Origin of the sequence: Enterobacter sp. BNK-18 (assembly GCF_047456135.1) — a bacterium.
Lineage (GTDB): Bacteria > Pseudomonadota > Gammaproteobacteria > Enterobacterales > Enterobacteriaceae > Enterobacter > Enterobacter ludwigii.
Genome location: NZ_CP179899.1, coordinates 1,307,767 through 1,332,893 on the forward strand (window position 1 = coordinate 1,307,767; position 25,127 = coordinate 1,332,893).

At 55.6% G+C, this 25,127-nt stretch carries 29 protein-coding genes; 16 read left to right on the forward strand and 13 right to left on the reverse strand.

Annotated features, from left to right (window positions below; translation table 11 throughout):
• Nucleotides 1-57: 57 nt before the first annotated feature.
• Both ACMGG3_RS06300 and ACMGG3_RS06305 read right to left on the reverse strand, forming a co-directional pair.
• Nucleotides 58-672, reverse strand: coding sequence for a TetR/AcrR family transcriptional regulator (locus ACMGG3_RS06300; RefSeq protein ID WP_121339714.1), 615 nt, complete (start codon nt 670-672; stop codon nt 58-60).
• A 273-nt stretch (nt 673-945) separates the two neighbouring features.
• On the reverse strand, nt 946-1,764 hold the full coding sequence (locus ACMGG3_RS06305; RefSeq protein WP_414149701.1) for an SDR family NAD(P)-dependent oxidoreductase: 819 nt from the start codon (nt 1,762-1,764) through the stop codon (nt 946-948).
• Between the two features lie 96 nt (nt 1,765-1,860).
• On the opposite strand from ACMGG3_RS06305, the gene ACMGG3_RS06310 reads away from it, so the two are divergent.
• Nucleotides 1,861-2,229 carry a MerR family transcriptional regulator gene (locus ACMGG3_RS06310; RefSeq protein WP_414149702.1) on the forward strand — a complete coding sequence of 123 codons (369 nt, stop codon included), beginning with the start codon at nt 1,861-1,863 and terminating at the stop codon, nt 2,227-2,229.
• A 36-nt stretch (nt 2,230-2,265) separates the two neighbouring features.
• Here ACMGG3_RS06310 and ACMGG3_RS06315 read toward each other — a convergent pair whose 3' ends face one another.
• Nucleotides 2,266-3,201, reverse strand: a complete 936-nt coding sequence (locus tag ACMGG3_RS06315; RefSeq protein ID WP_414149703.1) for a LysR family transcriptional regulator — start codon at nt 3,199-3,201, stop codon at nt 2,266-2,268.
• 99 nt (nt 3,202-3,300) lie between these two features.
• On the opposite strand from ACMGG3_RS06315, the gene ACMGG3_RS06320 reads away from it, so the two are divergent.
• The 3 genes from ACMGG3_RS06320 to ACMGG3_RS06330 all read left to right on the forward strand — a co-directional run bounded on the left by ACMGG3_RS06320 (nt 3,301) and on the right by ACMGG3_RS06330 (nt 5,744).
• A complete protein-coding gene (locus ACMGG3_RS06320) occupies nt 3,301-4,413 on the forward strand; it encodes an alkene reductase (protein WP_086463402.1) in 1,113 nt (370 codons plus the stop codon).
• Nucleotides 4,410-5,132, forward strand: a complete 723-nt coding sequence (locus ACMGG3_RS06325; protein ID WP_232946691.1) for an SDR family oxidoreductase — start codon at nt 4,410-4,412, stop codon at nt 5,130-5,132. Before ACMGG3_RS06320 ends, ACMGG3_RS06325 begins: the two co-directional genes overlap by 4 nt.
• Before the next feature lie 72 nt (nt 5,133-5,204).
• Nucleotides 5,205-5,744, forward strand: a complete 540-nt coding sequence (locus ACMGG3_RS06330) for an ester cyclase (protein ID WP_044868496.1) — start codon at nt 5,205-5,207, stop codon at nt 5,742-5,744.
• 110 nt (nt 5,745-5,854) lie between these two features.
• On the opposite strand, the gene ACMGG3_RS06335 is transcribed toward ACMGG3_RS06330, so the two are convergent.
• Nucleotides 5,855-6,322, reverse strand: a complete 468-nt coding sequence (locus ACMGG3_RS06335) for a DUF1348 family protein (protein WP_014169951.1) — start codon at nt 6,320-6,322, stop codon at nt 5,855-5,857.
• A 103-nt stretch (nt 6,323-6,425) separates the two neighbouring features.
• Here ACMGG3_RS06335 and ACMGG3_RS06340 point away from each other — a divergent pair, with 103 nt between their 5' ends.
• Nucleotides 6,426-7,010: a TetR/AcrR family transcriptional regulator gene (locus ACMGG3_RS06340; RefSeq protein ID WP_410379375.1), complete on the forward strand. Its 585-nt coding sequence runs from the start codon at nt 6,426-6,428 to the stop codon at nt 7,008-7,010.
• 86 nt (nt 7,011-7,096) lie between these two features.
• Here ACMGG3_RS06340 and ACMGG3_RS06345 read toward each other — a convergent pair whose 3' ends face one another.
• Nucleotides 7,097-7,867, reverse strand: a complete 771-nt coding sequence (locus tag ACMGG3_RS06345; RefSeq protein WP_014169953.1) for a hypothetical protein — start codon at nt 7,865-7,867, stop codon at nt 7,097-7,099.
• 1 nt (nt 7,868) lies between these two features.
• Nucleotides 7,869-8,066, reverse strand: coding sequence for a hypothetical protein (locus ACMGG3_RS06350; RefSeq protein WP_008502331.1), 198 nt, complete (start codon nt 8,064-8,066; stop codon nt 7,869-7,871).
• Nucleotides 8,067-8,329: 263 nt separating this feature from the next.
• On the opposite strand from ACMGG3_RS06350, the gene ACMGG3_RS06355 reads away from it, so the two are divergent.
• The 8 genes from ACMGG3_RS06355 to ACMGG3_RS06390 are packed head-to-tail and all read left to right on the forward strand — an operon-like array spanning nt 8,330 to nt 14,204.
• Nucleotides 8,330-8,764, forward strand: coding sequence for a nuclear transport factor 2 family protein (locus ACMGG3_RS06355; RefSeq protein ID WP_014169955.1), 435 nt, complete (start codon nt 8,330-8,332; stop codon nt 8,762-8,764).
• Nucleotides 8,761-9,480 (forward strand): SDR family NAD(P)-dependent oxidoreductase, encoded by a 720-nt coding sequence (locus ACMGG3_RS06360; RefSeq protein ID WP_047744606.1) that lies wholly within the window; start codon nt 8,761-8,763, stop codon nt 9,478-9,480. Before ACMGG3_RS06355 ends, ACMGG3_RS06360 begins: the two co-directional genes overlap by 4 nt.
• Nucleotides 9,477-10,736 (forward strand): NAD(P)/FAD-dependent oxidoreductase, encoded by a 1,260-nt coding sequence (locus tag ACMGG3_RS06365; RefSeq protein ID WP_414149704.1) that lies wholly within the window; start codon nt 9,477-9,479, stop codon nt 10,734-10,736. The genes ACMGG3_RS06360 and ACMGG3_RS06365 overlap by 4 nt, the downstream gene beginning before the upstream one ends.
• Nucleotide 10,737: 1 nt before the next feature.
• Nucleotides 10,738-11,460 (forward strand): DUF1365 domain-containing protein, encoded by a 723-nt coding sequence (locus ACMGG3_RS06370; RefSeq protein WP_050736757.1) that lies wholly within the window; start codon nt 10,738-10,740, stop codon nt 11,458-11,460.
• Complete coding sequence (locus tag ACMGG3_RS06375; RefSeq protein WP_059306168.1) at nt 11,457-12,677, forward strand: SAM-dependent methyltransferase; 1,221 nt, start codon at nt 11,457-11,459, stop codon at nt 12,675-12,677. Before ACMGG3_RS06370 ends, ACMGG3_RS06375 begins: the two co-directional genes overlap by 4 nt.
• Nucleotides 12,674-13,159 carry a DUF2878 domain-containing protein gene (locus ACMGG3_RS06380; RefSeq protein ID WP_014169960.1) on the forward strand — a complete coding sequence of 162 codons (486 nt, stop codon included), beginning with the start codon at nt 12,674-12,676 and terminating at the stop codon, nt 13,157-13,159. The genes ACMGG3_RS06375 and ACMGG3_RS06380 overlap by 4 nt, the downstream gene beginning before the upstream one ends.
• A complete protein-coding gene (locus ACMGG3_RS06385; RefSeq protein ID WP_047744610.1) occupies nt 13,156-13,680 on the forward strand; it encodes a hypothetical protein in 525 nt (174 codons plus the stop codon). The genes ACMGG3_RS06380 and ACMGG3_RS06385 overlap by 4 nt, the downstream gene beginning before the upstream one ends.
• A complete protein-coding gene (locus ACMGG3_RS06390) occupies nt 13,677-14,204 on the forward strand; it encodes a DUF3833 domain-containing protein (RefSeq protein ID WP_163304832.1) in 528 nt (175 codons plus the stop codon). The genes ACMGG3_RS06385 and ACMGG3_RS06390 overlap by 4 nt, the downstream gene beginning before the upstream one ends.
• A 2-nt stretch (nt 14,205-14,206) precedes the next feature.
• Here ACMGG3_RS06390 and ACMGG3_RS06395 read toward each other — a convergent pair whose 3' ends face one another.
• Both ACMGG3_RS06395 and ACMGG3_RS06400 read right to left on the reverse strand, forming a co-directional pair.
• Nucleotides 14,207-14,677 (reverse strand): DMT family transporter, encoded by a 471-nt coding sequence (locus tag ACMGG3_RS06395; RefSeq protein ID WP_032681070.1) that lies wholly within the window; start codon nt 14,675-14,677, stop codon nt 14,207-14,209.
• 4 nt (nt 14,678-14,681) lie between these two features.
• Nucleotides 14,682-15,116: a DMT family transporter gene (locus ACMGG3_RS06400; protein WP_025204258.1), complete on the reverse strand. Its 435-nt coding sequence runs from the start codon at nt 15,114-15,116 to the stop codon at nt 14,682-14,684.
• Between the two features lie 99 nt (nt 15,117-15,215).
• Between ACMGG3_RS06400 and ACMGG3_RS06405 the strand changes: the two genes are divergently transcribed.
• Complete coding sequence (locus ACMGG3_RS06405; protein ID WP_414149705.1) at nt 15,216-16,148, forward strand: LysR substrate-binding domain-containing protein; 933 nt, start codon at nt 15,216-15,218, stop codon at nt 16,146-16,148.
• A 3-nt stretch (nt 16,149-16,151) separates the two neighbouring features.
• Here the strand turns inward: ACMGG3_RS06405 and ACMGG3_RS06410 are convergent, their stop codons facing one another.
• Nucleotides 16,152-17,180, reverse strand: coding sequence for a methionine synthase (locus tag ACMGG3_RS06410; protein ID WP_414149706.1), 1,029 nt, complete (start codon nt 17,178-17,180; stop codon nt 16,152-16,154).
• Nucleotides 17,181-17,206: 26 nt separating this feature from the next.
• A complete protein-coding gene (locus ACMGG3_RS06415) occupies nt 17,207-18,181 on the reverse strand; it encodes a DUF1852 domain-containing protein (RefSeq protein WP_414149707.1) in 975 nt (324 codons plus the stop codon).
• A 171-nt stretch (nt 18,182-18,352) separates the two neighbouring features.
• On the opposite strand from ACMGG3_RS06415, the gene ACMGG3_RS06420 reads away from it, so the two are divergent.
• Nucleotides 18,353-18,892 carry a DUF2058 domain-containing protein gene (locus tag ACMGG3_RS06420; RefSeq protein WP_032678111.1) on the forward strand — a complete coding sequence of 180 codons (540 nt, stop codon included), beginning with the start codon at nt 18,353-18,355 and terminating at the stop codon, nt 18,890-18,892.
• Nucleotides 18,893-18,899: 7 nt separating this feature from the next.
• On the opposite strand, the gene ACMGG3_RS06425 is transcribed toward ACMGG3_RS06420, so the two are convergent.
• Both ACMGG3_RS06425 and azoR read right to left on the reverse strand, forming a co-directional pair.
• Nucleotides 18,900-19,583: an RluA family pseudouridine synthase gene (locus ACMGG3_RS06425; protein WP_020884216.1), complete on the reverse strand. Its 684-nt coding sequence runs from the start codon at nt 19,581-19,583 to the stop codon at nt 18,900-18,902.
• 96 nt (nt 19,584-19,679) lie between these two features.
• Complete coding sequence (gene azoR, locus ACMGG3_RS06430; RefSeq protein ID WP_017693462.1) at nt 19,680-20,285, reverse strand: FMN-dependent NADH-azoreductase; 606 nt, start codon at nt 20,283-20,285, stop codon at nt 19,680-19,682.
• 205 nt (nt 20,286-20,490) lie between these two features.
• Between azoR and hrpA the strand changes: the two genes are divergently transcribed.
• On the forward strand, nt 20,491-24,393 hold the full coding sequence (hrpA, locus tag ACMGG3_RS06435; protein WP_414149708.1) for an ATP-dependent RNA helicase HrpA: 3,903 nt from the start codon (nt 20,491-20,493) through the stop codon (nt 24,391-24,393).
• A 43-nt stretch (nt 24,394-24,436) separates the two neighbouring features.
• Here the strand turns inward: hrpA and ACMGG3_RS06440 are convergent, their stop codons facing one another.
• The gene (locus tag ACMGG3_RS06440; RefSeq protein WP_414149709.1) at nt 24,437-25,096 is read right to left on the reverse strand and encodes an O-methyltransferase; all 660 of its coding nucleotides are present in this window, start codon (nt 25,094-25,096) and stop codon (nt 24,437-24,439) included.
• Between the last annotated feature and the right edge of the window lie 31 nt (nt 25,097-25,127).

Below are 25,127 nucleotides of genomic sequence, written 5' to 3' on the forward strand. Positions count from 1 at the left end.
TAACAGGACGGTATCCGCATTCTCATTCTAGTGACCAATAAAGTCAATGGTCACTAATCAGGGGGCCAGGCTTCGCAAAATCAGAGAGGAGAGGACAACCGCCGCGGTCGGGGCGGCTTCGAGGTTGTACTGCAGCTGAACAGGGTTAATGAAAGGGCACATCACCATATAGATCGCCAGTGTAGCTTCGTCCAGAGGGGTTTTTCTCTCGAACTCACCGGCTTTTCTGCCCTCGACAACAATGCTCTCAATCAGCTTCAGCAGACGTTCTGAATACCTTTCGGTTGAAGGCCACTTGTCCCGCGCGGCAACGGCGGCGATGTCGTAGAGTTTACGCTCATGGAAAAACAGTTCACTTCCCGCCTCGGTGAGCGCCCTGAACAGACGACGCAGCTTTTCGCTGGCGGATGGCGCATCAGCGATGGCTGCATTGACCGCCGCCATGATCATATCAAGACGGTTCGCGCAGATGACCTCGCCGATTGCCTGCTTGGAATCAAAAAATTTATAGATATAGGCTTTTGAAAAACCGATGGCTTTGGCAAGTTCGGCGACGGTGGTTTTTTCATAGCCGTAATGGCCGAAATGCTCATACGCAGCGTCGACGATTTGCTCTCGGACCGTGTGATCGAGTGGACCACGTGTGGATGGGGTGTTCATGTCTTTAGTCATTATTTCAGCTTAGCGTGACAGGCTCCGATTGACAACGTGTGACCATTTGGTAATTGGGTCACATGGTTGAGTGGGCAGATGGCACATGCACAGTCGTCTGTGGAACCCGAGGGATAATACTCGTTAGCCCTGAGCCGTTAAGACTGCATCATCAACCAGGTCGGCTAAGTGTATCACTGTTTTTCGCGGGATATTGTCAGTCTTTGCGAGAGATTGCGCGCGTTTCAGTGCAATTGCGCGGCACTGAAACGTCACGCTTTGGCCTGAACGGGATTATGCGTCTGAGCGCGACCCCTGACCGGCGGGCTTAGGTCGTAATACTTTTTCAGCAATGATCGCCAGACGTCGGCGGGTGACAAACCGGTGTAACTGGCCCAGCAGCCAGTTGCCGCAGCCGGGGATCAGCGTGTTGCGTTGCGTATCCACGGCCCGTAACGCCAGCGCGACCACGTTCTGCGCTGGCATTCTTTTGCCCACTGACGCTTCCTCGGCGTTCACCACCTCAAAAAAGGCGGTATCCGTTGCGCCGGGGCAAAGCGCCAGCACGCGGATGCCGTGAGCGCGGTATTCTCCCCACAGCGCGTTCGAAAAGGAGAGTAAAAATGCCTTTGTTGCCCCATAAATTGCCATATACGGATCCGGTTGCATGGCAGCGGTTGAGGCCACGTTAATCATCACGCCTGAACCTTTACGCAGCATGGCGGGCAGCAGGGCGTGCGCGAGTGCCACGGGGGCGACGCAGTTGACGTTGATCTCTTCACGCTGGCGCGCCAGAGATAGCTTTTCAAATCGCCCGTAGGTGGCAAACCCCGCGCTATTAATCAAAATATCGGGATAAAGCCGTAACGCTTCCAGCCGTTCCACAATGTGGGTAATGGCCTCAGGCAGCGTTAAGTCCTGCACGATAACGGTGAGTGATACGCTGTGCGTTTTGTGTAGCTCAGCCGCAAGCGCCTGCAGCGTTGCCTCGGAGCGGGCAACCAGGATCAACCCCACGCCACGGGCCGCGAGCTGGCGGGCGAACTCCCGTCCTATGCCCGAGGATGCACCGGTAACCAGTGCTGTTTTTCCTGTATAATCAAAAGAATTCATAACATAAATCCCGTTTTCCCTGTCTGTGCGGCACAGGATAAACCGTGTACTCAGGTACACGGTCAAGCGTGATTTTTACAAGGTGAGAACGACGCGATGAGGATCGGCGAGCTGTGTGCCAGAACGGGGTTATCGAAAGAGACGGTGCGTTATTATGAAAGGGCGGGCTTGCTGGAAAAAATTCCGCAGCCAAACGGCAGTAATAACTACAAAGTCTACTCGGCTGTGGATTTACAACGGCTGAAGCTGATCGGGCATGCCAAAATGCTGGGGTTTACCCTGGCTGAAATCGCCGATGTTCTGGCGGTCTGGGTTGATGACCGCTTTACCGCGGAGGAAAAACAGGCCGCTTTGCGGCGCAAACTGGCGCAACTGGCGGAGAAAGAAGCGGTGCTGAATGAACTTCGGACCCGCTTGACCGATGCCCTTCATAAAGTCGGTCAGACGTGTGTTGATGTATTTTAACCGGCTGACGCGGGCCGTTTAACGCAACCGGCGGCTTCACGACGTCATCAGCTCACCGCGTTCAGTCTTTTTAAGCCAGTCGATAAAAAACTGGCTAAATGCGGTGACCTGAAGCGGCTGGAGTTTCCGTTGCGGGTAGACAAACTGTAGCCCGACATCTTTGCGATCAAACCGGCTAAAGCCGGTGAAGCTCCCGGCAAGCAACACTTTCAGCCTACCTTTCTCGACATCGTCCTTCACGTCCCACCACGATTTGCCCGCAATGCCAGCCCCGTCGAGGGCCCACTGACGAAGCAGCGCCCCGTCATCACAGACCATGGCAGGCTCTACGCGAACGACGCGCTCTTTCCCCTCAACCTCAAACCGCCATTCATTCATCACCACCCCTTGCGACTCCAGCACCAGACAGCGGTGGTCCGTCAGCGCGTCACAGGAGGCAGGGATACCCTGGTCGTTAAGATACGCTGCTGACGCGACCAGCACCCGGTGATTGGGACGGATATTTCTGACCACCAGGCTGCTGTCTGGCAGGTTGCCGAAGCGAATGCTCATATCCAGCCGGTTAGCGACCAGATCCTCTACGTGTTCTCTTAAGTAAATGAAAAATTTGATTTCCGGATGCAGGCGGGAAAATGCCATGACGGCGGGGCTGAGATACTGCCTGCCAAAGTCAGAGGGGGCGGAAAGACGAATGTTGCCGCTGAGCACGCCCTCTTTTTGTGCCAGTAACGACTCGGCATGATGCATCTCTTCCAGCACGCGCAGTGCCGCATGGTAAAACTCTTCGCCCGCCCGGGTGAGGGATATAGCCCGCGTGGAACGGTGAAACAGGCGCGTCTGGTAGCGTTCTTCAATCGCCTTGAGGCGGGCGGTCATGGTGGCCGGGGAAAGTGACAGGCGGCGGCCAGCGGCGGAAAGCCCGCCAGCCTCGGCCACTTCAACCAGCAGCGCCATATCTTCGAGTTTACCCATTATTCATATTTACCGAAAAGTGCATCTGATTTTAGTGTAATTATCAAAATCAGATGCCGCCTGTAAAGTGATTTCATCGTAACCACAAGGGACGTCCAGATGAACCAGACCTCACTTTTTGAACGCTACAGGTTAGAGGATCTCAACCTGAAAAATCGCATCGTCATGGCACCCATGACCCGTGCCCGCGCTCATCAGCCGGGAAATATTCCCTCGACGCTGATGGCTGAATATTACCGACAGCGGGCCAGTGCGGGCTTAATCATCACCGAAGCCACGCAGATTTCGCCTCAGGGCCAGGGCTATTCATGGACTCCGGGGATCCATACGCCAGAGCAGGTTGCGGGATGGCAACTCACTACCGGTGCGGTCCATCAGGCGGGAGGGGTGATTTTTTCCCAGCTCTGGCACGTGGGGCGGATGTCTCATGCCCGTTTTCACGAGGACGGACTGCCCGTCGCGCCCTCCGCGCTGGCACCCGATGCGAAAGTATGGGTGGTGAATGAACATGGCGAAGGTCAAATGGTTGACTGCCCGACGCCACGCGTGCTGTCGCGAAAAGAGATCGTGCGCGTCGTCGATCAGTACCGACAGGCGGCGCTTAATGCCGTTCAGGCCGGGTTTGATGGCGTGGAGGTGCACGGCGGAAACGGCTATCTGATTGATCAGTTCCTGAGATCCACGTCAAACATCCGTACGGATGAGTATGGCGGCAGTCTCGTGAACCGGATCCGCTTCGCGCAGGAGGTGCTCGATGCCATTGCAGAGGCCATTGGCGCTGAGCGCACCGGTATCCGGCTTTCGCCGTTTATTACACAGCGGGGAATGAACGATCCGCAGGTCATCGAAGCCATTCTCGCCCTCGCGGCCTGGTGCCAGCAACGAGGCATTGCGTTTATTCACCTGGCGGAAGCCGACTGGGATGATGCGCCACAGGTTCCGGAGAGTTTCCGCAAAAAACTGCGCGAAACATTCCGTGGCACCCTGATCGTGGCAGGAAATTATACCCCCGAAAAGGCGGAAAAAATCCTCGCAGCAGGGTATGCCGATTTGATTGCGTTTGGACGCCCGTTTATTGCCAACCCCGATTTACCACAGCGGCTGGCGCATCACTGGCCGCTGAATGACGTCAGCGATCCCGCCACGCTCTTTGGTGGTACAGCGGTGGGGTATACCGATTACCCCACCTACAACCTGTGTGAGGAAAAATGATGACCCGTAAAACGTTAATTATTGGCGGCGCGTCCGGTATTGGTTTTGCTGTAGCCCGTGCCCTGGCAGCACGCGGCGACGCCATTATTCTCGCGGGACGCAATAAAGAGAAACTGAACGCTGCCCGCGCGCGGCTGAGTCCATCTCCCGCCTCTGTTGAGACCCTCGTCCTCGATATTAGCAATGAAGCAGAGGTGATCGCGTTAAGCGAAACGCTGGGTGAGGTCGACAATATTATTGTCACGGCCGGCTCTCAGGCACCGGGAGGGCCGCTTTCCAGCCTCGACTCTGGCGCGGCGAAACTGGCTTTTGATACCAAATTTTGGGGCAGCATGCATGTCGCCAGGTATCTGAGCGGGAATATTTCGCCCCGCGGTACGCTGACGCTGACCAGCGGATTTGTTGCACGCCGCGTGGTAGCCGGTGCCATAGTCAAAACCACCATGAACGCCGCCATCGAGGCGGCAACAAAAGTGCTGGCAAAAGAACTTTCACCGCGTCGCGTAAACGTCATCAGCCCGGGTCTGACCGATACCGAAGCCCACGCCGGGATGGATGCGGCTGCGCGAGAAAAAATGCTGACTGTTGCAGCACAGACGTTGCCCGCTAAAGCGTGGGGACGAGCGGAAGACGTTGCTCAGGGCTATCTCTTCGCCATCGATAATGCCTTTGTTACGGGCTCGGTGATTGATATTGAGGGCGGGGCATTACTTAACTGACCCCGTGTTGATCCGAATTGATTCCGGCAGTGAACATGCTGGCGGAAACTTAATCACAGGTTGTAAGCGTTTATGCAATATTCAACATATGCACGTCCAGCTGTGCTGGCGTTAATTCTGGCTGGCGTATCCGGCGTGGCTTATTCGGCCCAGAGCGACCGGGTGAAACCGAATCTTCTAATCGTGGATAACACGCTGTCGCAAACGCAATTAACGGCGAGCGAACATGCGGCCGTTACGTATGCCACGTTCTGGGATACCGGCAAAGAGTCTCTGGCGCGGGAAGCGCTGGCGGTTAATTTTGTGGATAAAACCCCACCGGAAGGCCGTAAACAGGGGCCAGAGGGCGCCATTATGGCCTCGAGGGTATTTCGCACCGCGGTGCCGGATTTACGCTGCGAGGTGGAACAAATGATCGTTACGGGTAATCGTGTCGTGTCCCATTTGCATTTCCACGGTCATTTCAGCGGGACATTTGGCAAAATAAAAGGGCAGGGTCAGAACGTGGATTTTATCGCGACGGATATCTATGAGATCGGCAACGGTAAAATAGTGTCCAACTGGCATATTGAAGATAATCTGACGCTGATGAAACAGTTGGGTGTGATTTAAATAATAGTCTGCCTCTTTTTCATGATGTAAAAGATAAGCCCGCCCGGGTAACCGCAAGGTTACCCGGAGCGTATGACCCCCCGTAATGGCGAAGCATGATCCTGACAAACCTACAGCCCCAGGTCGCTCAGTGAAGGGTGGTCATCAGGACGTCTGCCCAGCGGCCAGTGAAACAGGCGCTCAGACGCTTTTATCGGCATATCGTTGATGCAGGCGAAGCGGCGCTTCATCAGACCATCCGGCTCGAATTCCCAGTTTTCATTACCGTAAGAGCGATACCAGTTGCCCGAATCATCATGCCATTCATAGGCATAGCGCACGGCGATACGGTTTTCCGTAAATGCCCACAGCTCTTTGATCAGACGATAATCCAGCTCTTTTTTCCATTTGCGCTCCAGGAATGCCTGCGCTTCCTGACGGTTAGTGGCAAACTCCGCGCGGTTTCGCCACTGGGTATCCAGCGAATAGGCAAGTGCGATTTTGGCCGGGTCGCGACTGTTCCAGCCATCTTCTGCCAGTCTGACTTTTTCGATGGCACTTTCACGCGTAAAAGGCGGTAAAGGGGGGCGTGTGTTCATTTCGGCTACCTCTGGTTGGTATTAGGTAGACAGGTCTGTCTACTGGTGTTAATCTAGGCCTGAAAAATAACGCTGTCAACCTGTCAATTGAGGCCGTCGATCTGTGAATACAGTCAACTTGAATAACGATAAAACAATCAGTGTGAGGGACAAAATCTTGCTGACCGCGCACGATCTGTTTTATTCCAGCGGATTTAAAGCAACGGGCGTGGATACCATTATCAAGCAGGCTAAAGTCACGAAAGTGACGTTTTATCGCCATTTTCCGGGAAAAAGTTTACTGATTGTTGCCTATCTCCACTATCGACACGGAATATGGATTGACTGGTTTGAAAGCACGCTGCGTCGACATCTTGCTGCGGGTAAAACCCCGGCCAGTGCATTATCTGACACGCTGTATGAATGGTTTATTTCGCCGTTATTCCATGGGTGCGCCTTTATTAATGCCAGCGCAGAAGCAAAATCTGAAGAAAATGAAGGCGAAATAAAAGATATTTGCCGCAATCATAAAACCGAAACAAAGGCAAAAATAGCGTCCCTGACCGGCATAACCGATGAGAAAACCGTTAATGAAATCATGATGCTGATCGACGGTGCGATTATTCATGCGCAAATGGGGATCGCAGCGGATGAGGTCATAAGCTCATTGAAAAAGGGAGTAGAACGGCTAACAGAAAACGCCGCCTGACCCGGGGCACGATCGGCCGTCGACGAAATACGCTTAGCATGGAAGGGCTGGCGCTGAGCCTGGCAGTGAATGCCAGGCTCCTGCCTTTAGTCATCATCTTCTGCCCGTTCCGCCAGCGCCAGCGAGCTGGCACTGGCCGGATCAAACAGGGAAATACTCTCGATCTGATTCAGCATGATCACCTTTCTGAAGTCCATTGCGCTTCCGGGTTCTGAATCCAGAGTGATGTCGTGGCGGGCATACCATTTGCTGTAATTATTTTCGATGCAAATCCGCATTGTCTTTTCATCGCGGTAGCCGCTTAGCATGGGGATCAGCACGATATTGGCGGTTTTTTCATACTCGAGCGTTGCGGTGTGGATCATGCCGACATAAATCCGTCTCGAGCGCAGCGTCACCTGCGCCAGCTCCCCTTGCTCCATACACTGATACAGCAGTTGTTCGATACCGCTCGACTGCGCGAGACGTTTGTAGAGCTTCTTCCTGCCTTCACCGTCCAGCCTGGCGCTGCCTGCCCAGTTAGAACGATAAAGACAAAACAGGATGGCGAAGGCCAGCATGACGACGACCGGTGCCTGAATACCTAAAAAGCTCCAGTTCATAAAATCTATTTGCCAGTCGGCATAGGTCTGCGCCGTGAAGTGGAAGGTGTTGTCGGCGGCAGAAAGTGCATAGAGCAACAGCCAGAGCAGCCCCGTGGCGATCACCCCTTGCAGGACGAAGATACAGCCATACAGGGCAACGAGAAAATAGACATCCCAGCCGAAAGATCGCTTGATTTTAAAACGGGTCGACAGGTCACGGCTGGTGTACCAGTACCCACAGACCATCAGCACCATAAAGATAGCCGTTCCCATATCAGGCCCTCTTCAGCGCGTTAACATGACGCAGGAAATCCTGTCGTACCTCGTTGCTCTTGTAGTTTACCGAGGCGTTCCCGTCCTGGTCGATGATGATGCGATCGCCATCCTCCACGGCTTCGATAATTTCCTGCTGGCTCATCACCTGGAGCAATGATTCCGGACTGGAGAAAAGTGACAGAAAGAAACGTTTCATCGCGGGGTTTCCTCATCCTTATGATTAAAAAGGATAAGTCTGGAAGAAGAAGGGGAAATGCGCCTTAAGGTAAAACTGAAAAGCAAAACGGGAAACAGGTGCGTCAGAAAATGTTCTGAAAAAAGCATCAGCATCACAGATGTAACCTTTTGAAAAACAATATAAATAAAAAATAGTTTTACACAAACTTGGACAAATAACGTTAATTGTGTAAGTTTTAATTATGCGATTACGCCACGTTGTTTACCGCCAGGATGTGACCCATGAGCACTTTGCCCTCTGTCGTGAGTCGGTTTGTTGAGTACTACACCGCACTGGATAGCCAGCCGCCCTCAGCGCTGGTCGGGCTTTATCATTCGGATGCCACGCTTATCGATCCGTTCGGCGAGCATGACGGGATTTTCGCGCTCCAGCGCTATTTCACCCATCTGCTGGCCAATGTTGAAAATTGCCGTTTTACCATTGATCCTCCGCTGTTCGGTGACCGCCGTTTCGTTGTCACGTGGATTATGCACTGGTCGCATCCGCGCATTGCCGGAGGCGAGCCGCTCGATCTGCCGGGATGTTCGGTGGTGGAGACCGAGCATGGGTTGATTACTCGCCAGCGTGACTATTACGACGCCGGAGAGATGATCTACGAACACCTTCCGCTGCTCGGTTGGGCAGTGCGCGGCGTGAAGCGGAGGGTGAACGCATGAGCACGGTTTTGATTACCGGAGCAAGTTCGGGCATCGGCGCCGGGCTGGCGAAATCCTTCGCTGCTGACGGCCACACGGTTATCGCCTGCGGGCGCGATCCGGCGCGTCTGGACGCCCTGCATCAGCACAGCCCCACTATCACGGTTCGCCTGTTCGATATGACAGACAGGGACGCCTGTCGCCAGGCGCTGACGGGCTGCTATGCCGACCTGGTTATTCTCTGCGCCGGTACCTGCGAATACCTTGAGCAGGGCGTGGTGGATGCAGCGCTGGTAGAGCGGGTGATGACCACCAATTTCCTCGGGCCGGTGAACTGTCTGGCCGCGTTACAGCCGCAGCTGGTTTCAGGCAACCGCGTGGTGCTGGTCAGCTCCATGGCGCACTGGCTGACGTTCCCGCGCGCAGAGGCTTACGGCGCGTCCAAAGCGGCGTTGAGCTGGTTTGCCGACAGTCTGCGGCTCGACTGGGAGCCGAAAGGGATCGCCGTGACGGTGGTATTCCCGGGCTTCGTTGATACGCCGCTGACGCGAAAAAATGACTTTGCCATGCCGGGCAGGGTGAGCGTTGAGGAGGCCGTGCAGGCCATTCGGACCGGGCTGGCAAAAGGGAAAATGCAAATTGCGTTTCCGGTGGGGTTTGGCCTTATCTTGCGGTTGCTCTCAGGGCTTCCCGCATTTCTTCAGCGCACACTGCTGCGCAGGATGGTGCGTTCATGAAGATTGCCATTATCGGCAGCGGCATCGCCGGGTTGACCTGTGCCTGGCGTCTTGCCGGTCATCATGAGGTGACGCTGTTCGAAGCGGGGGCCACTCCCGGCGGGCATACCGCGACGGTTGACGTGCCGACGCCACAGGGTACTTTCGCCATCGATACCGGTTTTATCGTCTACAACGACCGTACCTACCCACGATTTATGGGCCTGCTGAGCGAGCTGGGTATCAGTGGGCAAAAGACGCAGATGAGCTTTTCGGTGCATAACCCGCAAACCGGGCTGGAGTACAACGGACACACCCTGACCTCGTTATTTGCCCAGCGTCGAAACCTGGTGAACCCGTCGTTCTGGCGGCTGCTCGGGGAGATTGTCCGCTTTAATCGCCTGGCGAAACAGGCGCTGGAGAGCGAGCCAGACCCGCACGCGACGCTGCAGACGTTTCTGGACAGGCACCGCTTTACGCCGTTTTTCGCGCGTCACTACATTCTGCCAATGGGGGCGGCCATCTGGTCATCGTCGTTGCAGGAGATGAAACGTTTTCCGTTGCCGCTCTTTTTGCGTTTCTTTGACAATCACGGCCTGCTGGATGTGGCGCATCGTCCGCAGTGGTACGTCGTGCCCGGAGGTTCGCGGGAATACATCCGCGCCATGCTGGATAAACTCGGTGACCGCCTGACGCTACACCTCAACGCCCCGGTGCAGCGGGTGATTCGTCAGCAGAATGGGGTAACGATCCAGCTCGACAACGCGAGCCACAGCGTTGATCAGGTGATTTTTGCCTGTCACTCCGGGCAGGCGTTGGCGATGCTTGACGCGCCGAGCGCGGCTGAGCAGGACGTGCTGGGCGATATCGGCTGGCAGCGTAATGAGGTGGTGCTTCACAGCGATCCGCGCTGGCTACCGGTACGTCAGCGTGCCTGGGCGAGCTGGAACTACCGTCTGAGCCAGCAGGATCAGGCCAGCGCCTGCGTCACCTACAACATGAATATTTTGCAGGGGTTGCCTGCGGGTAGCCCGTTGTTCTGCGTCACCCTTAATCCGGACATCCCCGTGGATGAACGCTTCGTTATGAAACGCTTTGTCTATGAACACCCGCTGTTTAACCCCAAAAGCTGGCGTGCACAGGCGCGTCGCGGTGAGATTAACGGCCACCAGCGTAGCTGGTTCTGCGGCGCTTACTGGTACAACGGCTTTCATGAAGATGGCGTGCGCAGTGCGCTGGACGTGGTGAATGCAATAGCCGCCGGGGAGGGGAACTGAAATGAACAGCTGCCTCTATCACGGTGTATTACGCCATCGTCGCTTCCGGCCGAAAGCGCACCAGTTCCGCTACAGCGTCTTTATGGCCTGGCTCGATCTCGATGAGCTGGAGACGTTGCCCGCGGTCGGGGTCCGTCGCAATCGTGTTGCCGCCGCCTCGTTCCATGATGCGGATTATCCGCTGGGCACGCCGCTTAAAGATAATGTCCTCACCAGGCTTGAAAGCCTGACCGGAGAACGGCCGCAGGGGCGGGTTATGCTCCTGACGCAGCTGCGCTACTTCGGATTCCATTTTAATCCGGTCAACTTTTACTACTGCTATGACCGGGCGGAGACGCTGCGCTGGGTGCTGGCGGAAGTTCGCAATACCCCTTGGAATGAGCGTCATTACTACGCGGTGAATGGGCAGGATGCGCGTCCCACAGAAAAAGCGTTTCATGTTTCCCCTTTTAACCCGATGGACATGGTTTACCACTGGCGCTTTAACCCGCCTGACGACTCGTTGCATATGCACATTGAAAACCATCAGGAAGCGAAGGTGTTTGACGCCACGCTGGCGCTACGCCGGGAGCCGCTTACCCGGGCGGCACTGCGGTCGCTGCTGCTGCGCATTCCACTGATGACCCTCAAAACCGTTTTCGCTATTTACTGGCAGGCGCTGCGGCTGTGGCTCAAGCGCGTGCCGCTGTATAACCATCCCGTCAGCAGGAGTGAACGCTCATGACCGATCCCGTCTTTGCGCTTGAACCCGATATCCCGCGCAACGTCCGCATCGCGCGCTGGCTGCTGTTTCGTCTGTTAAGCGGTATCCGCGGCGGCTCGCTGACCCTGCGTGAGGGTGCGCAGACGTTCCATTTCGGCGAGACATCCGCTGCGCTGCATGCTGACGTTCAGATCCTGAGCCCGGGCGTGTACTGGCGTGTCTTAAGGGGGGGTAGCCTCGCCGCCGCTGAGGCCTGGATGGATGGCGAATGGGAAACCACACAGCTCACGCCATTGCTTGAGATCCTGGCGCTTAACGGGCAGGTGCTTGGCCGGCTGGAAAAGGGATTTCGCCTGTTCAGCAGGCCGCTTGAACGGCTTCGTCACTGGACGCGGCGAAACTCACGCGCCCAGGCCCGCGAAAATATTGCCGCGCATTACGATCTGGGTAACACCTTCTATGCCCATTTTCTGGACAACGAGTTGCTTTACTCCAGTGCGCTGTTCACCGCAGATGAGCAGGATCTCACAGCGGCTCAACAGGCCAAAATGGCTCGCCTGTGCGATCAGCTGGCGCTGAACGCCAATGATCACCTGCTGGAAATTGGCACCGGCTGGGGCGCGATGGCGGAATATGCCGCCCGTCATTATGGCTGTCGGGTGACCACCACGACGCTGTCGCAGGAGCAGTATCTCTGGGCGAAAGAACGGATTGTCCGCGCCGGGTTGCAGGATCGCGTTGAGGTACTGCTGTGCGATTACCGCGACCTCACCGGAGAGTACGACAAGCTGGTCTCGATAGAGATGATTGAGGCCGTGGGGCAGCGCTATCTGCCAACCTTCTTCCGCACCTGTCAGGCCAGGTTGCGACCGGGAGGTCGTATGGCAATACAGGCCATCACCATTCAGGACCAGCGCTATCGCGACTACAGCAAAAGCGTCGACTTTATCCAGCGCTACATTTTCCCCGGCGGTTTTTTACCAAGCATCACCGCCATGAATGAGCTTATGACGCGCCACACCGATTTCGTGATGCGCAATCTCTTTGATATGGGGCCCGACTATGCCCGCACGCTGGCTCTCTGGCGCCAGCGCTTCGTGCATGCATGGCAGGAGATTGAAAAGCTCGGGTTCGATGAGCGGTTTCGTCGGATGTGGCTGTACTACCTCGGCTACTGCGAAGCCGGGTTTAACGCCCGCACCATCAGCGTGGTGCAACTGACCGCCGAGCGCGTATGAAACATTATTTGCAGGTCTTTCTGCTGGCTATCGCGTTCGATTTTTACTGGGCGCTGGTGGTGCTCTTTCGCGAGCAGGGCCTGATTATCTGGATCGTGCTGGCGGTTGTGGCCTGCCTGCTGTTGCCGTCCGCGTACCGACTTTACGCCATTGCGCTGGCCGCGGCAGGGAGCCTGCTGGATACGCTCTGGGCGTTGACGGGCCTGCTTGCGTTTACGGGTGAGTCACTGATGCCGCTGTGGATGGTGGCACTGTGGCTGATGTTCGCCACCGTTTGGACTCAGCTGACGCGCACAACAACATTACCCGGCTGGCTGCTGACCCTGCTGGCAACCGTGGGCGGGCCTGTCGCCTATCTGATTGGCGAACGGCTTGGCGCCATTACTTTTCTGGAGCCGACCTTTATTGTCATCAGTTGGATGGCACCGGGCTGGCTGGTTTTGATGCTGTTTTTCCATCTACTGGTGGGGAGACAAAAATGAGAGCTGCGGCACTGCTTCTCTTACTGATAATCCTGTCCCCCGTGGCTCAGGCTGCCGACTGGCTGACCTGGCGCAAGGTCGGTGACGCCACGCTGACCTGGGGGCCGTTCACCGTCTATACCTCACAGCTTCGCACGCCGGAGGGGCGTTATAGCGGGGAGAACGGGGATCGGGCGTTGATTATCACTTACGCGCGTGAAATCGACCGTGATGACCTGGTTGAGGCAACGCGCGATCAGTGGCAGGCGCAGGGGATCCTCGAGCAGGAGCCCCAAAGCGAAGCCTGGCTGCGTATGCTCCAGTCGCTCTGGCCCGATGTTGGGCCGGGCAGCCAGCTGGCGTTTGTGGTCACCGACAGGCAGGGGCAGTTCTGGTACCGTGCTTCGGCGACGCAGAAAGACTTTATTCCACTGGGACCACGTCAGTCCGCCGCGTTCAGCACGCGCTTTCTGGCAATCTGGCTCAGTCCCCGCACGCAATATCCCGCGCTGCGTCAGCAGCTGACAGGAGGGCAACAATGAAGCGTATTCTGGTCATCGCGCTGGCGGTAACGATGCTGCTGGCCGGCTGCAGTACAGAGGTGACGGAATACCGTCAACAGCAGCCGAAGCTGGATATCTTCCGCTATTTTCAGGGGAAAACCGAAGCGTGGGGCATGGTGCAGGATCGCAGCGGTACACAGTTGCGCCGGTTTCACGTTGAGATTGCCGGGGACGTTATCGGCGATACGCTGACGCTCAATGAACATTTCGTCTATGACGACGGCGAAAAGCAGCAGCGGGTATGGCATATCCGACGGATGGGTGGCGATCGCTACGAAGGCACGGCAGGGGATATCGAAGGGGTGGCAACCGGGCAGGCGGCGGGAAACGCCTTCAACTGGCATTACAGCATGCAGGTGAAAGCCAATGGCAGCACCTGGCTGCTGCACTTTGACGACTGGATGTACCTGCAGGATGAAACCCATCTGTTCAATAAAACAGAGCTGAAGAAACTGGGCGTCACCGTCGCCACGGTGACGCTGTTCTTTACCCGCAAGGCGTGACGTTACTCGCTCCCGGGTGCCGGTTCGGCTGGGGTTTTGCTGCTGAGGTAGATGAAGATCAGCGCAATGGCCAGGCAGACGATGGCCCCGAGACGGCTCAGCGAAAACGGAATGACCGCGTTACCCAGCCAGCCAAAGCTGTCAATCAACATGCTCATGGTGAGCTGGCCGAAGATCACCGCGACCGTGGCAACGGCGGTACCGATGCGTTGTACCGCCAGTACCATTATCACAATGTAGGGCACGCCGAACAGGGCACCGAGCAGCTGCCATTTGGGCACGTCCATCAGAGTAACGGCCTGTTTGGGTTCAAAGAAGAAGATCAGCAGGGCGGTGACCAGCGCACCAACGGAAAACGTCAGAAACGCGCTTTTAAAGACGCCCACGCTGCTTCCCAGCTGTCCGTTGATGGCGGCCTGGATGCTCAGCGTCGCACCGCCACACACTGCCAACATAATCATAATCAGTGTCATTTTGTTACCCCTGTGCAACCAGAACCAGCGCGGCAATGATGAAAAGCAGCGCGATGATGCGTTTACCGTTAATCTTTCTGGGCGTGGTGCCCAGCAACCCATAGTGGTCAATGATAAGACTCTTAAAGACCTGACCTGCCAGAATGCCAATCATCGTCAGGGCAATGCCGATGGCCGGCGTGGCGAGGGTCAAAATGACGACGTAAACGGGCCCGAGTACGCCGCCGAGCAGTTGCCATGCGGGCTGTGCGAAAAACGACGGACTGTTACGCGGGCTGAAAAACAGCATCAGCAGAAACGTCAGCGCGGCACCTGTACCGAAAATACTGAACGTGGCCCATAAATCGCCGACTTCCCCACCTAGTGGCCCCAGCAAGCCAGCCTCTACGGAGAGGCCCATGCCGCCGAGAATAACCAGTAAAATTAACATCCATTGCATATTCATTATCTCTACGTTCTGAAGGCGAAACAGACTAGCCCTGAACATCGATGAGAAAAATGCCATAATGCAGGAAACACCTTTGCAGGAAATGCACTAATGGTTGATGCCGGAAATATGAATATCCGCTCGCTGCGGGTTTTTATTGCGGTTTACGAAGCGCAAAACTTTTCTGTGGTCGCCCGGCGGGAGGGGATGTCTGCCTCGCAGGTTTCACGCGTTATCCATCAGCTTGAGGATGCGCTCGGCCAGCAGCTTTTCTATCGTAATACCCGGGCGGTGATCCCAACGGAAAGCGGCCACCTTTTTATCCGCTACGCCAGAGCGATGGTGGAAAGCCTGGAGGAGGCGCGTCGGGAGCTGGATGAGCGTTCGACGGAGCCTTCCGGCACGCTGCGCATAAATGGCCCGGTGTACTTTGGGCAGCGGCACGTTGCCCCTGGCCTGCCTGCACTGGCGGCGCGGTATCCCCGGCTGAATATAGAGCTGACGCTGACCGATGACTTTATCGACCCGCACAAAGATGCCGCCGACGTTATCTTTCGCATCGGCATGCTGACGGATTCAACCTTTCACGCGCGGGTTTTTGGCCAGCAGCGTTACCATCTGGCCGCGTCGCCGGACTATTTGCGAAAACACGGCGTGCCAGACGGGCCGGATGACCTCAGTCGTCACCGGTGCCTGGTCTACCGCGGGTCGTCAGGTCCCAATCGCTGGCTGGTGCGAGGTCAGGGGGAAGCCTGGGTGCATTACCCCGTGGTGCCGCTGATGACCTCCAATAATGCGGAGTCGCTGCTCATTGCCGCGCTGGGCGGGATGGGAATCGTGCTGTTTCCGGACTGGTTGATTGGCGAGAGACTGCAGAAGGGGGAACTGGTCGCACTCCTCGCGGAACGGGAGTGCGCCATAAATACCGAGCCGCTGAACATTGCGGCGATCTATCCTCACGCCCGTCATCCGCCCCTGAACGTCAGGGCGGTGATTGATCATTACGTGGCGCTTTTCGGCACCCCGCCTTACTGGCAGACGTAGCGATTACGCGCCGAGTTCTTTACGGATAATGTCGGCGCCGGCGCTCAGGGCGTTGAGCTTTCCGTTGGCAACCTGACGTGAGAGCGGGGCCATCCCGCAGTTTGTTGATGGCCACAGCTTGTCGGCATCGACAAACTGCAGCGCTTTACGCAGCGTATCGGCCACTTCCTCTGGCGTCTCAATGGTATTGGTCGCCACGTCAATGGCACCCACCATCACCTTTTTGCCGCGGATCAGTTCCAGCAGGTCCATCGGTACGCGGGAGTTGTGGCACTCCAGAGAGATGATGTCGATATTGGACGTCTGCAGTTTAGGGAAGGCTTCTTCATACTGCCGCCATTCTGAACCGAGCGTTTTTTTCCAGTCAGTATTGGCTTTGATGCCATACCCGTAGCAGATATGGACCGCGGTCTGGCAGCGCAAACCTTCGATGGCACGTTCCAGCGCGACAATTCCCCAGTCGTTCACCTCATCAAAAAACACGTTAAAGGCCGGTTCATCAAACTGGATGATATCAACGCCTGCCGCTTCTAACTCTCTCGCTTCCTGATTGAGAATTTTGGCAAATTCCCAGGCCAGCTTTTCGCGGCTTTTATAGTGAGCGTCATAGAGGGTGTCGATCATGGTCATCGGGCCGGGCAGAGCCCACTTGATCGGTTTATCCGTGAGCTGACGTAAATACTTTGCGTCATCAACGAACACCGGTTTTTGACGCGCGACGGCATCCACCACGGTCGGCACGCTCGCGTCATAGCGGTTACGAATTCGCACGGTCTGGCGGTTCTCAAAATCAACGCCGCTGAGGTGTTCAATAAAGGTGGTGACGAAGTGCTGACGAGTCTGTTCCCCGTCGCTGACAATATCAATGCCCGCACGGATCTGCTCATCCAGAGATAAACGCAGCGCATCCTGTTTACCGGCAAGTAATTCCTGATCCTGCAATTTCCATGGCGACCAGAGCGTTTCGGGTTGCGCAAGCCAGGTTGGCTTAGGCAAACTGCCAGCCGTTGAAGTCGGGAGCAATGTTTTCATAGTAGAAGACCTTTATTATCGATTAATTAAAGCGTGTTGTGACCTGACCACTGCTCAAGAAGAGGTTTATAGGGCTTGATGAAATACGCTTCCGTAAATTTACCCTGTTCAATTGCCAGCCGGCTGCGTTCTTCGCGGTCATAAACAATTTTTGTTAATGAATGATCCTCATGATTCAGATCGGGCTGGTAGCATTCTCCGGCGGTTGAGTTCGCATTGTAAATTTCAGGACGATAAATTTTCTGGAAAGTCTCCATGGTGCTGATGGTGCTAATCAACTCCAGGTTGGTGTAATCCCGTAATAAATCGCCAGTGAAATAAAACGCAAACGGCGCTGCGCTATTCTCAGGCATAAAGTAACGAACCTGCAGACCCATTTTCCCGAAGTACTGCTCGGTTAAGGATGTACCGTCCGGACGATACTCAATGCCCAGCACCGGGTGCTGGTTGCCCGTGCGGCGGTAGATGTCTTTGCTGGAGACGCTCAGGCAGATCACTGGTGCCTTTTTGAAGTTCTCTTTGTATTCAGGTGAGTTAACGAAATGCCGGAAAATAGTGCCGTGCAGCTCACCAAAATTATCCGGGATCGCGAAGCGGGACTGATTTTTATTGTGCTCCGGCAGCAAGACGCTGAAATCATAATCGCGGACATAGGACGAGAAATTATTTCCAACGATACCGTCGATGCGCTCATGGGTCTTTTTATCAACGATCGTTGTTTGCAATATTTCGATGGCCGGGAAGGGCTTCTCAGCGCCGATATGCAAATCCACAGAAATAATGTCCAGTTCGAGCGCATAGCGATCGGCTTTTGGGTTGTCCCAGCGCGCTAACGCGTTAAAACGGTTATTCATCATCACCAGCGTATTACGCAGGTTTTGCTGGCGTTTTTCGCCACGGGCCAGGTTGGCGAAGTTGGTGGTGGTACGCGTATTTTCTGAAGGGTTATAATTTTCATCAAAGCAACTACGCTTAAGGCTAAATGTAAAAGCATTACTCATCGTCGTTATACATCCTAAGTTCTTGTTGCTAAGAAGTTACCAATGCATAATTTATGCCTGAGCCCGTGACGGAGGGGAAGTGACTTAATTTCACTGCAACATGAGCTATCTTCATGAACAGCGCCTTTCCAGGTATAATCCCCAAAATTTCAACACGGTTTAGAAACGATCATGACAAAACTCACCCTACAAGAGCAGATGCTGAAAGCAGGCTTAGTCAGCAGCAAGAAGATGGCTAAAGTTCAGCGCACGGCCAAGAAATCGCGCGTTCAGGCCCGTGAAGCAAGGGAAGCAGTAGAAGAGAATAAAAAAGCGCAGCTCGAGCGTGACAAGCAGCTGAGCGAGCAGCAGAAGCAAGCGACGCTGGCGAAAGAGTTTAAAGCGCAGGTCAAGCAGCTGATCGAAATGAACCGCATCACCGTGACCAGAGGCACCATCGACTTTAACTTTACCGACGGCAATCTCATCAAAAAAATCGAGGTCGACAAGCAGACGCAGGCCCAGCTGATCAATGGCCGCCTGGCGATTGCGCGTCTGGTGATTAATGCCAATGGCGACTGCGACTATGCGATTATCCCGGCAGTGGTGGCCGATAAAATCGCCCAGCGCGATGCCGAGAGTATCGTGTTAAACAGCGCCCTGAGTCAGGAAGAGCAGGATGAAGACGATCCGTACGCAGATTTCAAAATTCCTGACGATTTGATGTGGTAAGCAGCGCTTAAAACGGTGCGGCGTGACGGGCGTTAATTGCCTCTGCGCTCACCGGATGCACAAAATCCAGCTCGCTGGCGTGCAGCATCAGCCGTGGTATCTGTTCGGTGCCCGGCAGTGCAAGACCACCATACAGATCGCAGCCTAAAATAGGGTAGCCCAACTGCTGGCAGTGAATACGCAGCTGGTGGGTTCGCCCGGTCTCCGGGGTCAGTCTGACCCGCGTTAACGGCAGTGCCGCATCATAAAACCGGTCCATCACCTGATAGCGTGAGCGTGCGGGCTTGCCGGTAATCGCACAAATCGACATCAGCGGGAACAGCGCCGGATCTTTAGCAATCGGGGCATCAATCACTCCCTCGTCGTTTTCCACATGCCCGCAAAGCAGGGCGCTGTATACCTTTCGCACGGCGCGCTGGCTAAACTGGTGACAGAGGGCGGCGTTAATCGCTTTATTGCGCGCAATCACCATCAGCCCGGATGTACCGAAATCCAGACGATGCACCAGCGTGCAGCCGGGAAACGTCTGTACCAGTCGATAATGCACTGAATCGCGATTTTGCGGATTTTTGCCTGAAAGGCTGAGCAGACCGGAAGGCTTATTAATCAGGACCAGATGTTCGTCCTGCCAGAGGATCTCGATCTCGTCGTGACACGGTGGGGCAATAAAAGAATCTATAATCGCAGACATCAGACGGCCCGACAGAAGAGTGGGTGCGGATGATAGCGAATTTTTAGCGGCGGGGACAGAAAGAAACCCTCCCACCAGGTGGTGAGAGGGGGATGATTAAGCGGCTACGAGGCTGTCGATAGCGGCTTTCGCGTCGGTCTGCGCTTTGGTCGCAACTTCCGGGCCGTAGGCAATACCTTCAGCAAACACGAAATTCACGTCGGTGATACCGATGAAGCCCAGGAACAGAGTCAGGTACGGTGCAACCAGGTCAGTTGGGGTGTCTTTGTGAATACCGCCACGGCTGGTCAGTACAATCGCACGCTTACCTTTCACCAGACCTTCAGGGCCGTTTTCAGTGTAACGGAAGGTTACGCCGGCACGGGCAACCAGGTCGAAATAGTTCTTCAACTGAGTAGGGATGTTGAAGTTGTACATTGGCGCGTTGATCACGATAACGTCGTGCGCCTGCAGTTCAGCAATCAGCTCGTCAGAGAGGGCCAGGGCTTCCTGCTGACGTGGCGTCAGGGGAGCGTCGCTTGGACGCAGCGCGCCAACCAGTTCGCCATCCAGCACAGGAATCGGGTTTGCAGCCAGGTCACGCACGGTGATTTCATCAGCAGAATGCTGTTCACGCCACTGTTCAACGAAGTAGTCAGAGAGCTGACCAGACTGTGAGTACCCTGCCAGAATACTGGATTTCAATACTAATACTTTGCTCATGGGTGATTCCTGTTTTTGCATTTGATTGAAGGGGGTTGCCCCGTTGCTTGTTGACACTCTATTCACAATCCTGTCGCAGGGATAGCGCAATATATCGAAGTCTATGTTCGAATTTTTTGAATAAGGCACTCAAAGCGCCAATGTGATATTCTATAGCAATCATTAAAAAGAGATTTTACCCGGCAGTGCACTGCCCGTTAACGCTATGACAGAACAACAAAAATTAACCTTCCCGATGCTCCTGCAACAGCTTGATTCACTGATGCTGCGTGATAAACAGCGGTTCGCCCGCCGTCTGCACGGGGTGAAGAAGGTTAAAAATCCTGATGCACAACAGGCCATTTATCAGGAGATGGCCAAAGAGATTGAACAGGCGGCAGGGAAAGTCGTGCTGCGCGAAGCCGCACGTCCGGAGATTACCTACCCGGAAAACCTGCCGGTCAGTCAGAAAAAACAGGACATTCTTGACGCCGTGCGCGACCACCAGGTGGTGATTGTCGCAGGGGAAACCGGTTCAGGGAAAACCACTCAGCTGCCGAAAATTTGTATGGAGCTGGGGCGTGGGGTGAAAGGGCTGATTGGTCACACCCAGCCGCGTCGTCTGGCGGCGCGTACCGTGGCGAACCGTATTGCCGAAGAGCTGCAAACGCAGCCCGGCGGCTGCATTGGGTATAAGGTGCGATTCAGCGACCACGTTAGCGATAACACCATGGTCAAGCTAATGACTGACGGTATTCTGCTGGCGGAAATCCAGCAGGATCGTCTGCTGATGCAGTACGACACGATCATTATCGATGAAGCGCACGAACGCAGCCTGAATATCGACTTCCTGCTCGGGTATCTGAAAGAACTGTTACCGCGTCGCCCGGACCTGAAAATTATCATCACCTCCGCCACCATCGATCCGGAGCGTTTCTCAAAGCATTTCAACAATGCGCCGATTATCGAGGTCTCTGGCCGAACGTATCCGGTGGAGGTGCGCTATCGCCCGATAGTGGAAGACGCGGACGATACCGAGCGCGACCAGCTGCAGGCCATCTTTGATGCCGTCGACGAGCTGGGAAATGAAAGCGCGGGTGACATTCTGATTTTCCTGAGCGGCGAACGGGAAATCCGCGATACCGCTGACGCCCTCAGCAAGCGCGATCTTCGCCATACCGAAATTCTGCCGCTGTATGCGCGCCTGTCAAACAGCGAACAAAACCGCGTGTTTCAGCCGCACAGCGGACGTCGTATTGTGCTGGCCACCAACGTGGCGGAAACCTCGCTTACCGTGCCGGGCATCAAATATGTGATTGACCCGGGTACGGCGCGTATCAGCCGCTACAGCTACCGCACCAAAGTGCAGCGCCTGCCAATTGAGCCGGTTTCTCAGGCTTCCGCTAATCAGCGTAAAGGCCGCTGCGGCCGTGTGTCGGAAGGGATCTGTATTCGCCTCTATTCCGAGGACGATTTCCTGTCGCGACCGGAGTTTACTGACCCGGAAATTCTGCGCACCAACCTGGCGTCGGTCATCCTGCAGATGACTGCGCTAGGGCTTGGCGACATCGCCGCGTTCCCGTTTGTCGAAGCGCCGGACAAGCGCAACATTCAGGACGGCGTGCGCCTGCTGGAAGAGCTGGGTGCCATCACCACCGACGAGCAGGCTAGCGCCTACAAACTGACGCCGCTGGGTCGTCAGCTCAGCCAGCTGCCGGTTGACCCGCGTCTGGCGCGCATGGTGCTGGAAGCACAGAAACACGGCTGTGTGCGTGAAGCGATGATCATTACCTCCGCGCTCTCGATTCAGGATCCGCGCGAGCGTCCGATGGACAAGCAGCAGGCGTCTGATGAAAAACACCGTCGGTTCCACGATAAAGAGTCCGACTTCCTCGCCTTTGTGAACCTGTGGAACTACCTCGGCGAGCAGCAGAAAGCGCTGTCGTCGAACCAGTTCCGCCGCCAGTGCCGCGTCGATTTCCTCAATTATCTGCGCGTGCGCGAGTGGCAGGATATCTACACGCAGCTGCGTCAGGTGGTGAAAGAGCTGGGCATTCCGGTTAACAGTGAACCGGCGGAGTACCGCGAAATTCACATTGCGTTGCTGACCGGTCTGCTCTCCCATATCGGGATGAAGGATGCCGACAAGCAGGAGTATACCGGGGCGCGTAACGCCCGTTTCTCCATCTTCCCGGGGTCCGGTTTATTCAAGAAACCGCCTAAATGGACCATGGTGGCCGAACTGGTGGAAACCAGCCGCCTGTGGGGCCGCATTGCGGCGCGCATTGATCCCGAATGGGTTGAACCTGTTGCCCAGCACCTGCTGAAGCGCTCATACAGTGAACCGCACTGGGAGCGCGCGCAGGGCGCGGTGATGGCGACCGAAAAAGTGACCGTTTACGGTTTGCCGGTGGTTGGCGCGCGCAAGGTTAACTACAGCCAGATAGACCCCGCGTTGTGCCGCGAGTTGTTTATTCGTCACGCGCTGGTGGAGGGCGACTGGCAGACGCGTCATGCGTTCTTCCGTGAAAACCTCAAACTGCGTGCCGAAGTGGAAGAGCTTGAGCATAAATCCCGTCGCCGCGACATTCTGGTCGACGACGAGGCGCTGTTTGAGTTTTACGACCAGCGTATCAGCCACGATGTGATTTCTGCCCGCCACTTCGACAGCTGGTGGAAGAAGGCCAGCAAAGAGACCCCGGACCTGCTCAACTTTGAAAAGAGCATGTTGATCAAAGAGGGAGCGGAGTCGGTCAGCAAACTCGATTACCCGAACTTCTGGCATCAGGGCTCTCTCAAGCTGCGCCTGACCTATCAGTTTGAGCCGGGCGCGGATGCGGATGGCGTCACCGTACACATTCCGCTGCCGCTGTTAAACCAGGTTGAAGAGAGCGGATTCGAGTGGCAAATTCCGGGGCTGCGTCGCGAGCTGGTGATTGCGCTGATCAAATCGCTGCCAAAACCGGTGCGTCGTAACTTTGTGCCTGCGCCAAACTATGCCGACGCGTTTTTAGGCCGCGTAACGCCGCTGGAGTTGCCGCTGCTGGATTCGCTGGAGCGTGAGCTCAGGCGCATGACGGGCGTAACCGTCGACCGCGACGACTGGCACTGGGATCAGGTGCCCGATCACCTGAAAATCAGCTTCCGCGTGGTGGACGACAAAAACAAAAAGCTGCAGGAAGGCCGATCGCTGACCGAACTGAAAGAGGCGCTGAAAGGTAAAGTCCAGGAGACGCTTTCTGCGGTGGCTGATGACGGTATCGAGCAGAGCGGATTGCACATCTGGAGCTTTGGCGCGCTTCCGGAAAGCTACGAGCAAAAACGCGGCAACTACCGGGTGAAGGCCTGGCCTGCACTGGTGGATGAGCGTGACAGCGTGGCCATCAAACTCTTTGATAATCCACAGGAACAACAGCAGATGATGTGGCGTGGTCTGCGTCGTTTGCTGCTGCTTAATATTCCGTCACCGATTAAATATCTGCACGAGAAGTTACCGAACAAAGCCAAGCTTGGCCTCTACTTTAACCCGTACGGTAAAGTGCTGGATCTGATTGACGACTGCATCTCCTGTGGCGTAGACAAGCTTATCCACGAGGCGGGCGGTCCGGTCTGGTCAGAAGCGGAGTTTGCGGTACTGCACGAGAAAGTCAGGGCAGAACTGAACGACACCGTGGTCGACATTGCGAAACAGGTCGAGCAGATCCTCACCACCGTGTTCAATATCAACAAACGCCTGAAAGGGCGCGTGGATATGACCATGGCGCTGGGGCTGTCGGACGTGAAAGCGCAAATGGCCGGGTTAGTGTACCGTGGATTCGTTACCGGCAACGGCTTCAAACGCCTTGGCGATACGTTGCGTTATCTGCAGGCGATCGAAAAACGTCTGGAGAAAATGGCTATCGATCCGCATCGTGACCGCGCGCAGATGCTGAAAGTGGAAAGCGTGCAGAAGGCATGGCAGCAGTGGCTCAACAAATTGCCGCCAGCGCGCCGTGACGATGAAGACGTGCAGGCGATCCGCTGGATGATCGAAGAGCTGCGCGTCAGCTTCTTTGCCCAGCAGCTCGGTACGCCGTATCCCATTTCGGATAAGCGTATTTTGCAGGCAATGGAGCAGATTTCGGCGTAACGTCGGGTGTTCGCCCTCTCTCTGTGAGAGAGGGCATCTGCGTTTAGCGATTCACCACGGCCAGGGTAAAGCCATCCCATCCTTTACTGCCCACCGTTTGTAGCGCGGTCGCCGTCAGGCGCGGGTTATCCCCGATCATCTCAATAAATCGTCTGACGCCCTGTACGCGGGCATCGTCGCTTTGCGCGTTAATCACTTCGCCGTCACGAACCACATTATCCCCGACGATCAGCGTTCCCGGGCGTGAGTAGTACAGTGCCCACTCCAGATACCCCGGATTGTTTGGCTTATCGGCATCGATAAAGATCAGGTCGAACGGTGGAACATCACCGACGTGTTCAAGAGAGTGCAGCGCAGGGCCTTCAATGAGCTCAATCCGATCGCTGAGCCCCGCCAGCTGGATATTCTGACGTGCAACGCGGGCATGGATGGGGTCCGCTTCGAGGGTGATCAACTTCCCGTCAGGTGGCAGTGCACGTGCCATCCAGATAGTGCTGTAGGCGCCCAGCGTGCCGATTTCAAGGATCCGCCGTGCCTGCGTCATGCGGACAAAAAGCGCCAGCAACTGCCCTTGATTTGGCGCGACATCGTGTTCGGGTAAACCGGCACGCTGGTTGTTTTCCAGCACCCGCTGGAGGATATTATCCTCGGGAATGAGTGAAGAGATCATGTAATTATCAACTGCAGACCACTGTTGTTGCATAGATTGACTCCTGAGTGGCAAACACCGGGTT

What these genes read in the sequence shown, in the direction of transcription:
- ACMGG3_RS06360 (WP_047744606.1), top strand. Translation starts at nt 8,761, where the DNA reads ATGAGCACGGTTTTGATTACCGGAGCAAGTTCGGGCATCGGCGCCGGG.
- ACMGG3_RS06385 (WP_047744610.1), top strand. Translation starts at nt 13,156, where the DNA reads ATGAGAGCTGCGGCACTGCTTCTCTTACTGATAATCCTGTCCCCCGTG.
- ACMGG3_RS06400 (WP_025204258.1), bottom strand. Translation starts at nt 15,116, where the DNA reads ATGCAATGGATGTTAATTTTACTGGTTATTCTCGGCGGCATGGGCCTC.
- ACMGG3_RS06300 (WP_121339714.1), bottom strand. Translation starts at nt 672, where the DNA reads ATGACTAAAGACATGAACACCCCATCCACACGTGGTCCACTCGATCAC.
- ACMGG3_RS06425 (WP_020884216.1), bottom strand. Translation starts at nt 19,583, where the DNA reads ATGTCTGCGATTATAGATTCTTTTATTGCCCCACCGTGTCACGACGAG.
- ACMGG3_RS06365 (WP_414149704.1), top strand. Translation starts at nt 9,477, where the DNA reads ATGAAGATTGCCATTATCGGCAGCGGCATCGCCGGGTTGACCTGTGCC.
- ACMGG3_RS06310 (WP_414149702.1), top strand. Translation starts at nt 1,861, where the DNA reads ATGAGGATCGGCGAGCTGTGTGCCAGAACGGGGTTATCGAAAGAGACG.
- ACMGG3_RS06420 (WP_032678111.1), top strand. Translation starts at nt 18,353, where the DNA reads ATGACAAAACTCACCCTACAAGAGCAGATGCTGAAAGCAGGCTTAGTC.
- ACMGG3_RS06320 (WP_086463402.1), top strand. Translation starts at nt 3,301, where the DNA reads ATGAACCAGACCTCACTTTTTGAACGCTACAGGTTAGAGGATCTCAAC.
- ACMGG3_RS06415 (WP_414149707.1), bottom strand. Translation starts at nt 18,181, where the DNA reads ATGAGTAATGCTTTTACATTTAGCCTTAAGCGTAGTTGCTTTGATGAA.
- ACMGG3_RS06330 (WP_044868496.1), top strand. Translation starts at nt 5,205, where the DNA reads ATGCAATATTCAACATATGCACGTCCAGCTGTGCTGGCGTTAATTCTG.
- ACMGG3_RS06390 (WP_163304832.1), top strand. Translation starts at nt 13,677, where the DNA reads ATGAAGCGTATTCTGGTCATCGCGCTGGCGGTAACGATGCTGCTGGCC.
- ACMGG3_RS06325 (WP_232946691.1), top strand. Translation starts at nt 4,410, where the DNA reads ATGATGACCCGTAAAACGTTAATTATTGGCGGCGCGTCCGGTATTGGT.
- ACMGG3_RS06440 (WP_414149709.1), bottom strand. Translation starts at nt 25,096, where the DNA reads ATGCAACAACAGTGGTCTGCAGTTGATAATTACATGATCTCTTCACTC.
- ACMGG3_RS06305 (WP_414149701.1), bottom strand. Translation starts at nt 1,764, where the DNA reads ATGAATTCTTTTGATTATACAGGAAAAACAGCACTGGTTACCGGTGCA.
- ACMGG3_RS06410 (WP_414149706.1), bottom strand. Translation starts at nt 17,180, where the DNA reads ATGAAAACATTGCTCCCGACTTCAACGGCTGGCAGTTTGCCTAAGCCA.
- ACMGG3_RS06375 (WP_059306168.1), top strand. Translation starts at nt 11,457, where the DNA reads ATGACCGATCCCGTCTTTGCGCTTGAACCCGATATCCCGCGCAACGTC.
- ACMGG3_RS06350 (WP_008502331.1), bottom strand. Translation starts at nt 8,066, where the DNA reads ATGAAACGTTTCTTTCTGTCACTTTTCTCCAGTCCGGAATCATTGCTC.
- ACMGG3_RS06355 (WP_014169955.1), top strand. Translation starts at nt 8,330, where the DNA reads ATGAGCACTTTGCCCTCTGTCGTGAGTCGGTTTGTTGAGTACTACACC.
- ACMGG3_RS06395 (WP_032681070.1), bottom strand. Translation starts at nt 14,677, where the DNA reads ATGACACTGATTATGATTATGTTGGCAGTGTGTGGCGGTGCGACGCTG.
- ACMGG3_RS06315 (WP_414149703.1), bottom strand. Translation starts at nt 3,201, where the DNA reads ATGGGTAAACTCGAAGATATGGCGCTGCTGGTTGAAGTGGCCGAGGCT.
- hrpA (WP_414149708.1), top strand. Translation starts at nt 20,491, where the DNA reads ATGACAGAACAACAAAAATTAACCTTCCCGATGCTCCTGCAACAGCTT.
- ACMGG3_RS06405 (WP_414149705.1), top strand. Translation starts at nt 15,216, where the DNA reads ATGGTTGATGCCGGAAATATGAATATCCGCTCGCTGCGGGTTTTTATT.
- ACMGG3_RS06345 (WP_014169953.1), bottom strand. Translation starts at nt 7,867, where the DNA reads ATGGGAACGGCTATCTTTATGGTGCTGATGGTCTGTGGGTACTGGTAC.
- azoR (WP_017693462.1), bottom strand. Translation starts at nt 20,285, where the DNA reads ATGAGCAAAGTATTAGTATTGAAATCCAGTATTCTGGCAGGGTACTCA.
- ACMGG3_RS06335 (WP_014169951.1), bottom strand. Translation starts at nt 6,322, where the DNA reads ATGAACACACGCCCCCCTTTACCGCCTTTTACGCGTGAAAGTGCCATC.
- ACMGG3_RS06370 (WP_050736757.1), top strand. Translation starts at nt 10,738, where the DNA reads ATGAACAGCTGCCTCTATCACGGTGTATTACGCCATCGTCGCTTCCGG.
- ACMGG3_RS06380 (WP_014169960.1), top strand. Translation starts at nt 12,674, where the DNA reads ATGAAACATTATTTGCAGGTCTTTCTGCTGGCTATCGCGTTCGATTTT.